Origin of the sequence: Lysinibacillus sp. BNK-21, from assembly GCF_048684915.1 — a bacterium.
Taxonomy (GTDB): domain Bacteria; phylum Bacillota; class Bacilli; order Bacillales_A; family Planococcaceae; genus Lysinibacillus; species Lysinibacillus capsici.
In genome coordinates this window covers 1314665-1326847 of sequence record NZ_JBLQTS010000001.1, presented here as the reverse complement: position 1 = coordinate 1326847, position 12183 = coordinate 1314665, and the positions used below count along the sequence as shown (strand labels likewise).

The window sequence follows — 12183 nt, the reverse complement described above, 5'->3', positions numbered from 1 at the left end:
TGATGTTAGAGTTGCAGAAGCTTTAATTGCCCTTCTTCATCCATATTTAATTGTAAAGCTTCGTCTATTTCAATACTAATCGGGCTGATAACTGCTTTCTTATCAGAAAAATACCACAGACGTCCACTTGGTCCTAATAGGATATTGGCTCCGTCTTCATAGTTTCCTAGAAAATTAAGGCCATCCAGTTGAATTTCCTTGTTTGCTATAGGGTTTATAGCATACTTCTTTAATTTTTTAGCAATTGTTTGAATGTCATCTGACGTTAAATTGATTTCTCCAATATGTAACACTTGCTCTACAGAAAAATTAACTTCAGCATGTTTCGGATTTATTTCCTGTCTTGCAATAAGCTCTACTATATTGCCTTCTGGATCGTAGAAATAGCATGCATATGCTTTTAAAAACTCAAAATAGACTTCATCCTGCCCCTCTGAATCCAGCAAGCCTACATGCTCTTCTGCCCAAATCTTTGCCTGTTGAAATAAGTTACTAGGAATATTTAATGCAAAATGATACTGCTTTGGCATTTTAGAAGGCATCTTTTCAAATGTCATCCTGCTTTCTCCCACGGCTATTGTAAAATAGTCAGCTGTTCTTTCTAACAAAGTAAAACCTAACAAATCAACATAAAATTGCTCCATTTTTTGCATATCATGAACATATAATTTTACCTTCGTAATCTTCATCTTTAAGCACCCCTTTACACTCCCTACTATACAAGTAGCTGATTAGAATGGCTTCATGCAAAAGAATGAAGTTTACTTTCGTATAGTTAGAGAAGCTCTCGATCTCCCCTGCTATTTGGCTGCGATATCACGAGGAATTCTACATCTTCTTGTGAATCATTTCGCATTTGATGTGGTAAATTTGGAGGTACTTCAATTCCCTCATGTTGCTTTAACTCAATTCTTTGGTCATTCAGTTCTATTGTAGCTGTGCCTGAAAGAACAAAGAAAAACTGCTGTGCATGATGGTGATAATGATTTACCTCAGCTGTTTGAGCAGGCATCCGCTCATGTATCACACTAAGCTCCCTATTTTGTACAAGATGCCAGCCATCACACTGTGCTCCCCATTGATAATGTTGTGCTAATGCTTTGTTAATTTTCATCCTTACACTTCCTTCCCTGCTTTAGAGGAGGGATATCCATCATTCTTGTTAATTTCCCTCATCCAATAAATTCAGCTAAGCTAATTTTCCTTTTTTGAAAATCTGCACGGATAGCTTGTAACTCAGCTTCTAACTTTAAGGCACCTGCTTCCACTCCCCTATAAATTACTAGCGGGGGCTGTTCTAAAGCCTTTCTCGCTTGTGAATAATCATAAGATAATAATTTTTTTAGCAACAATAATGTCTTTAGTTTATCTTTTCCTTCCCCAGTAATAGTTAGTTCATAGTACGCTACAGAACTTTCTTCAGGCAACATTTCTTCTAAACTAGGTGGAATCAGTACACTTTCAAGGAACAAAATTAAATTGTCATAAGCCATTGAAAAATGCCAATTGCCTGTCCCATGGGGAGCGGTAAAAACAGCCGTATCACCTCTTGATAGATCCAGACAATAGGGATCGCCTTCATCTGTTGCAATGACTAAATAATCATGTGGCCAATCCTCAATCATCTCATCTGTCACTGGATTATAATTATAGCCCTCCTGCCCACGTATTAAATCTCTTGCGCCATAGATATTTAGATTAATATAATCACCTGTAGCCCATGTAACCCTTTCAACAACATAATGTCTCAAAAAATAAACATACTCTGCTGGCAATGACCACCCACCATCCACAAATTGGCTAATATCCTCTTCTGATTGATGATAAAAAACCATGGGATAGGCTGACTCCCGCTCCTGAAGCTCATCAATAAAATCACGCATTTGCTGTAATACTGCATCGAGTTTCTTTTCTAAATCTTTCAATGGAATTCTCTCCTTTTGATGACCAAGTGTCTTTCTTGCATTTTAACATACCCCATCATTAACCAAATAAGGGGAACATGTTATAATCATTAAAATAGACTGGTAGTATGCATAACGTGAACAAAAATAACGGATGGGAGCGATCTGTCATGCAACATACTAATGAACAGATAATACAGCAAGCCAACACGGAATTTTTGAAAGCACTTCGCTATTTAGATTATGGCAAGGTAAAACAAGGGGAAGCATGTCTCAAACAAGCCACCCATTTGGCAAATCTGCTGAATGACCATATCACATTTATTCGTGCTGCCATTTGTTATGGAGAGTTGCTATGGCACGCTGAAAAATATGATGCCTCCGATCATTGGTTACAGCTGGCACTTGATCGATTGACCGCAGTACAGCAAGATATAAATGACTTACTAGATGTGGATGTGCAACGAGCTCGATCCCTACTAAACCACCAACGACATCCATTATAAGGAGCAAGCAATCATGAAATTACTTATTAGACGTCCAGAACAGTCGGACATCCAGGCGTTACACGAATTCTTTGATCTTGTCATTCGGGATACTTATAAAAAAGAAGGAATTGCCGAGCTAGTGGACGATCAACAGGATGAATGGGAAACGAAAAAACAGTATGTAGCAATGGACTTAGAAAGCCAGGGCAAAAAAAGATTTTTCTGGTTAGCTTTAAATGAAGAAACCAATGACATAATAGGCACTATCGAATGCGGTGAAGCCAACGAAATCATTCAACAAACGATCAAAGAGGAACTATTCAATTGTCTAGAAATCGGTACCGTTTTTATTCATCCTGACTATCAAAATCGTGGGATCGGCACCATGCTACTACAGAAAATGCTCCTAACGTTAGAAAATCGAAGGGTTCCTAGTTTTTGTTTAGATAGTGGATATAAACAAGCGCAAATGATCTGGCAGAAGAAATTTGGACAGCCTGATTTTGTCCTTGAAAACTATTGGGGAGCAAATAGTCACCATATGATATGGAAACGAACACTACCATTTCGAATATAGAAGTAAAAAATGCTCTATCAGATTACACAAGAACCTCAATGTAAAAAACAAATCTTTAGTCAATAACATGCTTTATGCATACAATATAAAACACTTTCCCAAATGATTTACAGGGTGTTATTAGGAATTACACATAAGGTTCGTGGTTTAGGGTATGACAAATTACAATGAATACTCAGTATGATTTCCACTTAGCTTTCAAGTGTTACCATCTAATGAAAATATCCTAATAACAATTTACGGGACTCTCGATATGTGGGATAAGACTCTAAAAAAGACTTTAGATCAGTATGATGATTGGTAAGCAATAAAGAGATTATAAATGCTAATACTTATTATGTTTGGAGGGGAATGAAATGTTAAAATTCATTGATGATTTAGCTGGTGCGGTTTTCGATGTTTTTATGTTGTTTTGTTATTTCTTTGCAGGCGTAATAATTGTAGGAGTCCCCATTTTTTTATTAGCCAAGTTTTTCCTATTGTTTCACTAAACTTCAAACAGGTTGGTCGCACTATAAAAGGAATCACTATAAATAGTGATTCCTTTTATGACGAATACACTCAATATTAGGCTAAATATTTTGCTGCTAGTTCTCAGGTACTTATGGGCGAGACAATGCTATTATTTAATAAATTTATCATAGAACCGTTTGAGCATCGTTGCCATTTGTTGTCTTGTGAGTGGATCTGTAGGATTCATACACTTGCCATCGCCTCGTATAACTCCCTCTTCAATGGCCCACTCCCAATCTTCTTTATGTGCTGGTGATACCATAGCATTTGATTTTATCCCAACTAATAACTCTTTCATTTCAGTAAGTTCCTGTTTTAGTTGTTTATTTTCTTTCTTTAATTCTTCATACTGAGACAATGATATTTCCTTCTTCTTATCAGTATCTGTGAACCAGGATAAAGACTTAGATCCATTTAATTGGTTTAAATCTACAGTTCCTTTAATACCTGCTACAATCCCTTTGTCTGTGTACTGCCATAAGTCACAGGCAAAGTTTGGCTTTAGTCCAGGTGAGCTAGAGCCACTATAGCGAGGAATCCATAGGAAATCATAATTTTTAACGGTATCCATCAGATAAGGTTTGTAAAAATGATGGCCTGTATATAGCCCGACTTTTACAGCCTTACTTTTTAAATAATCAATAAACACCTGTGTGCCTTGTACGATATTTTGGACACTAGCACCAAAGCTTTCTTCGATATCTACAACATAAAATAGCGGATTATAGTTTTTTGCTCTGTTATAGAAGTCTTTTGCTTGTTCCAATGCCTCAGTACCATTTTTAAAGGTAACATAAATATAAACCCCAAAAGGTACCTTGTACTTCATACATGCTTCTATATTTTGAACGTATTTACGGTCAATTGTGCTTGTACCATATTGTGTGCGGATGATAGCCAAATCAACATCTTTAACCGCTTCAGACCAATCAATATCTCCTTGATGATGTGAAATGTCTATGATATAACTCATACAATTTTCTCCTCCCTAAAAATAGTAAATAAATTATGAATAGCGACAAACCCATTGCTTCAAGCATTATTTAGAATCATTCATTAAATAAAGTTATGTAGATTATTTTAGTCCTTATAGGTTCTTCATTTACCGATTTTTAGTGGTCAGATAATTAATAAGACAGAGCACATTTCACATAGTCGAATTCACTCTAAAAAATTAGCGGCTTTATATCAAATATTTACTTTGTAATTAAGTGCTAATTCATCCCCAGGTAACCCTCTTATTCCCCAATTATGTTTAGGCGTTTCAAAAATTGTAATTTCAACATCTTGAGGTGAAATATTTAATTTGTTATTTATGCGTTCAAATAGTAGCTTTACTAATTGTTTTTTAGCTTGAATCGTTCTACCTTCAAACATACTAATTTCTATTATTGTATATGATTCAGTTCTTTCACTTGCAAAATAAAAATCCTCTTTGTCCATAGGAAAAAAGCGATGAAATTTCTTATCTAATGGATATTCAAGTGCGTCCACCATACAAGAATGGATAATATTCGATAATGTTTCCTTAATGGGATTTAACCTTCTCTTAACACCATAAATTTTAATTTGTCCCAACGACCTCTCACCTTTCTTGACTTACTAATCTAAACTCAACTACCAAATACTGTTCTATAACGATATTATAAAATTCTTCAACATGACCATCAAGCTAATTCTATGCTTGGTTTCATTTAAACAATCACCCAATTTATTCATGAAACAAATGTGAACTATTTAAACCAACAATTCCAAAATAATAACTCTACTTAACTGTGACCATAATTAACTGCAATACGCTGCAAGCTCAGATAGAAACAGTTATCCAAATAGTACACATTCTGTTGTTCCAATCTGATAAAGAAATAGATATAAAATATATTATCGTTGATGACAAACTAACGTTTGAAGTTGTGGGTGCCTATATACCTTAAAGCTCCAGGAAATGAAAGAGAGAGTGAGAGAAGCTCAGGACATACTGTTGCTTCGTTAGTTTCTACACCACTACATTTAAATAAATGAAAAGGAAGAACCTTAAATTACTAAAAATTAACTACTCAATTTTAAATGAGCACCTCATCTTTACTATTCAATTTCAAAAATGACCCAAACTTTATATCTACCTTCAATACTATTTTCTGTATAAACTCTACACTCTTTTATAGAAGCTAATCTAAAAGCAAGCGAATAGGCTATTTTGTAATCTGGTGTATCATATCCGTTATAAATTCTTCCATATATTTCATTTGCAATTGAATCTGCCCAGGTGTCAGCTTCATATAGAGTATCGAAAAGTATTTCTTCTCTGTTCCATTTAATAGTCATGTCATAAACTCCTACATAGTAATAGAAATAATCTAGATGAATGTATTGTTAGGGATTTGAATTCCATATTTCAAAGCAAGTAGCTACGGAGCGTTTCGAAAATCTTTATATTGCACTTTGATAATAATTTGATTTTTCCAAAAATTGAAGAGATTGCAATTACAAAGGGCTATTAATATAAAATTATATGAAAGTACTATAAAATTATTTCTAATATTGAGAAAAGGTGGAAGTAATATGATTTCAATATACAAATCATTCATATTAGCGGTGGTAATAGGGTTATACGTATATATAGCCAGTAAAAGTGAAAATAGCGTGCTTCTAAATTTTGTCATACTTTATATTATAATTTCAATAGTTTATTTATTATTTAGAAAAATTGAAAAAGAAAAAAGTAAGGAAAAATAACTTAATTAAAAGTAGGAGATTCGAGACCTTTGAAAAGATTCACTGTAAACTATCTGAAAAAAAGCAGAGGATAGTAGCCAAAACAAAAAATGCCCAAGTACTCAATAAAAACGAGTAACTGGGCATTATTATGACTAATTACTACGTTGTGTATGTATTATACCATTTCGAATAGTTAAATAAATGTTTTTTTGGAATCAAAGGAAGCACCAAATTTTATTCCGAAGTTCCTCATTCTTTAAATGCATTTATCATATTACCGATTACCATTTTAGATAAGCTCGCAGAAATGCTCATAATATTTTTCTTTATCTCTTAGTAGGCTCTGAACACTGTGACATGAAGGTGGAAGAAAACATTGAAGCCCCCCATAACAGAGTGGTCTTAATTGGCAGGTTTCTAAACATCATTTCCATGAATAATTCAAGATTTTTATCAAATTCTTTTATTAATTTATGACCTCTTTAAAGCCTATTCGATGTATGATAAGACGATAGCCAGAGTATCCTTCTTCGTCTAGAAACTCCTCAAATTCTCCATAGACAATTATAGGTGTATTGTTTTTATAAGCGTTCTGCATGTTTCTGATAATTTTTTCTTTCACGTCAGGGTTAGCGCTCTGAAAGTGACAATTTATAAGCTCAGAGTATTTACTTAGATAAAAAGATAGAGTGCCATCACTATGTTTTTCGAGTCCATCTGGAGGATTACCGGCTGTCCACAATAAAGTTTTACGCATTGCATAATAAGCTTTCTCCATTCCTAGTTCTGTAAGCATGACATTTATATATGTATCTTGCTCCTCAAAAGTAGAGTCCAGCTCTAACGTATCAAGACGTATTTCTCCTACGTTGTCATAATTTTCAAAACTAGAATCTTCTCCGTCTAAAATGTCCGACTCTTTAAGTTCTACTACAGTTGATTGATTTTCTCCGATAGCAGTATGCTCAGGTGGTGGAATCATATAAACTGAGCCGCCCCGTTCCTCTATTCTTTCTTTCGCTGCCTCCAGGCTGTCCTCACTGAACATAGACTCTACTAGTTCTTGCGTATGAATTTCCTTTTCAACTTCGCCCATAGACTCTTCTTCTGTCTCTGAACTACACCCTGCAATAATTACAAATAAAAGTGCGACAATTGTTATAATAACGCTTTGTATTTTCATATTACATACTCCTCCCTCTAGTTCAATTTTGTTCGAACTCTTTTAATAATACCTCAAATAAAGTTTATTTGGATAACTATTTCCATTTATTATAAAAGCCAATTCTCCAAATTAGGTCTATTTATATTTTTTGGAATACTATCACTTATATTTAATCAATTATTAAAAGTTACTGAACGTTTTTTATATGGGGTTTCTTTTATATGAAATGCATGATTAGACTTCATATTAGACCGCTTCCCAGCCTTGCTATAGGTTTGATGGGGAAAAATTTAAGACCACCCATTTTGGAGTGGTCTTTTATGGTGTATTTAATTAAAGCATTCCGTTAGTTGAATAAGTAAATCTGTCTTGCGTAGGAATCCCAATCTTTATTATCAGTATTTATTTCAATTGTAGGTATGATTGAATTTTCAGCTTGACTCCTATACTCTTGTTGTTGGTCTAATAATAATTCACACGCTAATTTCTTTTCTTGCATGGTTTTCCCTTCCCATTCATTGGGATTTCTACTACTTATTCTTTCCTCTAAATTCTCTGGTGATACAGTTAACAAAGTACATCTTGCTCCCATTCCAAGTAACTGGGCTTCTAATTCCTTAATTTCATCTGATATTGAATGAGAAAATGCTACTCGATGATTTAAATGAAACCTTTCCAAAATAAAGAATAAGCCTTTTGAACGTTGAGTTTGTCCAATTTCTCTTGACCAATTATTTAACATTTTCAACATCGTGACTCTTTCTCTTAAGACTTGTAAGTGTTCCTCTCGACTTAACGACTTTAATTCACCATTTACTTTGTGTAATACTTGCGAATAATGCTCACTGAGAACTATGACACTACGTTCGGCATCATCACTTGCGTGAAGTTGTTTCAACGCTTTTAAGACTGATGTTTTTCCAGCATTCGAATAGCCTTCTAAGATTATCCCTCTAAAATCACTCATTTTCTCCCCCTAATTAATGTAATCTCTATCTAAATAAGGACTGTAGAATTATTTACGGTTGTTAAACTAACCTGCTCCGTTTGCCATCCATGTAACACAAAATCAATACAACACCATAGAAAATGTAAGATTTTCACGTTCTTTCATTGGAGTTTAACAACACTTCTTTCTTTATGTATGACTCTCTGAAAAACAAAAATAACGGTAATGCCAGCGATAAACCAACTGTAAACAAAGTTAATAGACATATCCACTTTTCTTTAATGTTATACTTTCTTGACTCATTAAACATAAAGATTATAAAAACAAAGCATGAAATAAAAAAGTCAACAGCGAAGAAGGTCGATATCGAGTTTGCAAATAATAAATCTACTAATAACCCTAAATCAAATCCGTTTTTGTTCAAGAATTGCACCAAAAAATAATACGGGAATACTGTGCCGATAATCGCAAATAACAAGTACACTTTTCTCATTTAAATTAAACTTCCCCTCTTTATATGATTTTCACAAATAATATACTTCTTAATTAAACTCTTTCAGTTTAATCATACCTCATAAAAAATAATTTAAATATAAATATAAATATTTCCATTTACCATTCCAACCAATTGTCTTTTAACTATTCCTAAATGGTTAAATGATGCTGCTGAAAATGAAAATATAAATTTCTCTCAATTACTTCAGTTCGTCATAAAAGAACGCTTAGGAATCATTAGAAAAGAACAATAAACAAAAAAAGACCAGGTACTCACTTTCAAATGAGCGCCTGGTCTTTATTTTGGTAACTGATTAAAAATTATTCAACTTTTATATTAAAGGCTTTATTATGTTCTATTTGTTAAATATCCTACTACATTGATTTTTATTATAAACTCAAAAGCTATTTGCCTCTGATATTAGGGTCTCTACAAATTCGTTAATTTGCTCCATTTTCACTTTTAAACATAGTGCAGGCCCAGTTTCTGATGCACTATGATTATTTCTCTCCCCAGCATCTAACACAAAAATTAGTCTATAATAAGGTTCCCATTCGTCTCTTTCATGTTCAGGTACTTGAAGAAAACCATGTCCAGGGTAATAATAAGAACCAAATAGTGGGATATGATAAATACATAAACCAGGATCATGGGCCTCTAACATACTTAGATGTTTAGTATCAATTTGTCTTAGATCTTCTAATAATTTAAAAAAGTCTCTTCTCATACAAACTATTTCAGAACTTATTTCAGGAAAACTATGACCTGATCGAAATAGAATATTAAATTTCACACTAGATTCATTAACTAAAACTAAATTTATTTCAACTTCACAATTAGGTTGATCACTATAATCTTTTAATAAAGCCATAATTTAAACCCCTTTACACTATTAGCAATAGTTATATTAACTAAATTACAACAATCCACAGTGACTATACCATGGATTGTTGTAATGTTATATATGAATTACCTTTATACTGGATCTCCCGTAGTGCTTTTTTTACTTTATATCTCCTTTGTACTGCCAATTGCTTTTTAACCATTTCAATTTCTTTTCTTTTTGATTATATACTGTATCGATAACATCAGTATTTTTATTAAGTAGGACTGTCGTTTAAAATATAGTAAGTTTTATCAAAAGGATTCTGAACATGATTATGTATGTAAAAAAAAATGGCGAACATTGTACGCCAAGTGTAATTAAATATAATACTAGAAAAATAAGCGAAAAGTTAAATATTAGTTTTAACTATCATTCCTTACGCCACACACATGCTACAACTTTAATCGAAAATGGTACATCTGTTAAAACAGTACAAAAAAGATTAGGACATAGTCGAGCTACTGTAACAGAAGATCGCTATGTCCACCTCACTGAGAAAATGGCTAGAGATGTTGCGAACATCTTTGACTCATTTGCTCAAGATATATAAGAAAAGAATTTCTAACTTATTTTTTTATGGTGGGGAATTGGTGGGGAACCCCACCAAATTGATATAAAATCAATTATTAAAAACCCCTATAAACCCTGTTATATCAATATTACTTCGAATCATCCATCTTCAGCACAGCCATGAATGCCTCTTGAGGGACTTCGACTGAGCCTACTTGTTTCATACGTTTTTTACCTTCTTTTTGTTTATCAAGAAGTTTTCGTTTACGGGAAATATCTCCACCATAACATTTCGCTAATACGTTTTTACGGATGGCTTTAATTGTTGAACGCGCCACGATTTTTTGTCCAACTGCTGCTTGAATTGGTACTTCAAATTGTTGGCGTGGGATTAATTCTTTTAATTTTTCTACGATGATTTTGCCTCGATCGTAGGCAAAGTCACGGTGTACGATAAAGCTTAGGGCATCGACTTGCTCACCATTTAATAAAATATCCATTTTCACTAATTTCGATGGCTGGTAACCAATAAGTTCATAGTCGAATGATGCATAGCCCTTTGTATTTGATTTTAAATAGTCAAAGAAATCATAGACAATTTCTGATAATGGCATTTCATAAATAATACTTACACGCGATGTATCAATATAATCCATCGTCATGAAATTACCACGCTTCATTTGACAAAGTTCCATAACCGCTCCCACATAATCATTTGGTACCATGATTGTTGCTTTCACATATGGTTCCTCGACACGATCGATTTTTTGAGGGTCTGGCATAAAGGATGGATTATCGACTTTCAGCTCAGTACCATCTGTCATATGAACATTGTAAATTACGGAAGGTGCTGTTGTAATTAAGTCGATATTAAATTCACGCTCAATACGCTCCTGAATAATTTCCATATGTAGTAATCCTAAGAATCCACAGCGGAAACCAAAACCAAGTGCTTGCGATGTCTCTGGCTCATATTGTAGCGCAGAGTCATTTAACTCTAGTTTTTCTAACGCTTCACGTAAATCATTGTATTTGGCTGTATCGATTGGATACAAACCACAGTAGACCATTGGGTTTAAGCGACGATAACCAGCTAATGGCTCAGCTGCAGGACGGTTTGCATAGGTTACAGTATCCCCTACACGTGTGTCACCTACATTTTTGATAGATGCGGTTAAGTAACCTACATCACCCACTGTTAATTCAGCCTGTGGCACAACTTTTGGTGTATGTACCCCAACTTCAATAACTTCGAATTCCGCACCTGTTGCCATCATACGAATTTTATCGCCAGGCTTGACAGTACCATTGATGACACGAATCGAAATGATAACACCTTTATAGGCATCGTAAACAGAGTCAAAAATTAAAGCTTGTAGTGGTGCATCTGGATCACCAGTTGGCGCTGGTACCTTCTCTACGATTTGCTCTAAAATATCCTCGATACCAATACCTGCTTTCGCAGACGCTAATACTGCTTCAGATGCATCTAATCCAATAACGTCTTCTACTTCTTGACGTACACGTTCAGGGTCAGCTGCAGGTAAATCAATTTTATTGATTACAGGTAAAATTTCTAAATCATTGTCTAGTGCTAAGTAAACATTTGCTAGTGTTTGTGCTTCAATACCTTGTGCTGCGTCCACAACTAAAATGGCACCCTCACAAGCAGCTAAACTTCGTGATACTTCATATGTGAAATCGACGTGTCCTGGTGTGTCGATTAAATGAAATGTATACACTTCGCCGTCTTTTGCTTCGTACTTTAATTGAACTGCATTTAACTTAATTGTAATGCCTCGCTCACGCTCTAAATCCATTGAGTCGAGGAGCTGTGCCTTCATCTCACGGGAAGTTAAAGATTTTGTTTGCTCTAAAATACGGTCAGCAAGCGTTGATTTCCCATGGTCAATATGTGCAATAATAGAGAAATTTCGTATATTCTCTTGTCGTTTTAAACGTGCTTCTCGGTTCATC

At 34.2% G+C, this 12183-nt stretch carries 15 protein-coding genes and 1 pseudogene; 5 read left to right on the top strand and 11 right to left on the bottom strand.

All coding sequences use genetic code 11. From position 1 onward, the window contains the following. Positions 1-5 precede the first annotated feature (5 nt). The 3 genes from ACMGGO_RS06660 to ACMGGO_RS06650 form a co-directional block, all read right to left on the bottom strand. Entirely contained in the window at positions 6-689 is a 684-nt protein-coding gene (locus ACMGGO_RS06660; protein WP_374805224.1) for a VOC family protein, read from the bottom strand. Between the two features lie 86 nt (positions 690-775). Further along, on the bottom strand, positions 776-1114 hold the full coding sequence (locus ACMGGO_RS06655) for a cupin domain-containing protein (RefSeq protein ID WP_054550083.1): 339 nt from the start codon (positions 1112-1114) through the stop codon (positions 776-778). A 58-nt stretch (positions 1115-1172) separates the two neighbouring features. Further along, positions 1173-1925, bottom strand: coding sequence for an SMI1/KNR4 family protein (locus tag ACMGGO_RS06650; protein WP_115674123.1), 753 nt, complete (start codon positions 1923-1925; stop codon positions 1173-1175). Between the two features lie 149 nt (positions 1926-2074). Between ACMGGO_RS06650 and ACMGGO_RS06645 the strand changes: the two genes are divergently transcribed. The 3 genes from ACMGGO_RS06645 to ACMGGO_RS06635 all read left to right on the top strand — a co-directional run bounded on the left by ACMGGO_RS06645 (position 2075) and on the right by ACMGGO_RS06635 (position 3460). Continuing rightward, a complete protein-coding gene (locus tag ACMGGO_RS06645; RefSeq protein WP_103118461.1) occupies positions 2075-2410 on the top strand; it encodes a hypothetical protein in 336 nt (111 codons plus the stop codon). Between the two features lie 13 nt (positions 2411-2423). Further along, positions 2424-2969 (top strand): GNAT family N-acetyltransferase, encoded by a 546-nt coding sequence (locus ACMGGO_RS06640; protein ID WP_374805219.1) that lies wholly within the window; start codon positions 2424-2426, stop codon positions 2967-2969. A gap of 356 nt (positions 2970-3325) precedes the next feature. Beyond that, entirely contained in the window at positions 3326-3460 is a 135-nt protein-coding gene (locus ACMGGO_RS06635) for a hypothetical protein (protein ID WP_004226973.1), read from the top strand. A 131-nt stretch (positions 3461-3591) separates the two neighbouring features. On the opposite strand, the gene ACMGGO_RS06630 is transcribed toward ACMGGO_RS06635, so the two are convergent. The 6 genes from ACMGGO_RS06630 to ACMGGO_RS06605 all read right to left on the bottom strand — a co-directional run bounded on the left by ACMGGO_RS06630 (position 3592) and on the right by ACMGGO_RS06605 (position 8807). Then, on the bottom strand, positions 3592-4455 hold the full coding sequence (locus tag ACMGGO_RS06630) for a GH25 family lysozyme (RefSeq protein ID WP_048392162.1): 864 nt from the start codon (positions 4453-4455) through the stop codon (positions 3592-3594). A 215-nt stretch (positions 4456-4670) separates the two neighbouring features. Further along, positions 4671-5060, bottom strand: a complete 390-nt coding sequence (locus ACMGGO_RS06625) for a tautomerase family protein (protein WP_066036462.1) — start codon at positions 5058-5060, stop codon at positions 4671-4673. 507 nt (positions 5061-5567) lie between these two features. Beyond that, positions 5568-5807: a hypothetical protein gene (locus ACMGGO_RS06620; protein ID WP_036076270.1), complete on the bottom strand. Its 240-nt coding sequence runs from the start codon at positions 5805-5807 to the stop codon at positions 5568-5570. An 859-nt stretch (positions 5808-6666) separates the two neighbouring features. After that, a complete protein-coding gene (locus ACMGGO_RS06615; protein ID WP_048392161.1) occupies positions 6667-7383 on the bottom strand; it encodes a hypothetical protein in 717 nt (238 codons plus the stop codon). Positions 7384-7711: 328 nt separating this feature from the next. Further along, positions 7712-8332: an AAA family ATPase gene (locus tag ACMGGO_RS06610; RefSeq protein WP_036076269.1), complete on the bottom strand. Its 621-nt coding sequence runs from the start codon at positions 8330-8332 to the stop codon at positions 7712-7714. A 133-nt stretch (positions 8333-8465) separates the two neighbouring features. Beyond that, positions 8466-8807 (bottom strand): DUF2834 domain-containing protein, encoded by a 342-nt coding sequence (locus ACMGGO_RS06605; RefSeq protein WP_081011009.1) that lies wholly within the window; start codon positions 8805-8807, stop codon positions 8466-8468. 142 nt (positions 8808-8949) lie between these two features. Here ACMGGO_RS06605 and ACMGGO_RS06600 point away from each other — a divergent pair. Continuing rightward, positions 8950-9063 (top strand): annotated as a pseudogene (locus ACMGGO_RS06600) (type II toxin-antitoxin system HicB family antitoxin); the annotation flags it as partial. A 144-nt stretch (positions 9064-9207) separates the two neighbouring features. Here ACMGGO_RS06600 and ACMGGO_RS06595 read toward each other — a convergent pair. Further along, positions 9208-9681, bottom strand: coding sequence for a hypothetical protein (locus tag ACMGGO_RS06595; RefSeq protein WP_259948156.1), 474 nt, complete (start codon positions 9679-9681; stop codon positions 9208-9210). A 283-nt stretch (positions 9682-9964) separates the two neighbouring features. Between ACMGGO_RS06595 and ACMGGO_RS06590 the strand changes: the two genes are divergently transcribed. Continuing rightward, positions 9965-10246, top strand: a complete 282-nt coding sequence (locus ACMGGO_RS06590; RefSeq protein ID WP_259948159.1) for a tyrosine-type recombinase/integrase — start codon at positions 9965-9967, stop codon at positions 10244-10246. A 109-nt stretch (positions 10247-10355) separates the two neighbouring features. On the opposite strand, the gene lepA is transcribed toward ACMGGO_RS06590, so the two are convergent. Beyond that, complete coding sequence (lepA, locus tag ACMGGO_RS06585; protein WP_004226914.1) at positions 10356-12182, bottom strand: translation elongation factor 4; 1827 nt, start codon at positions 12180-12182, stop codon at positions 10356-10358. Position 12183: the final 1 nt, after the last annotated feature.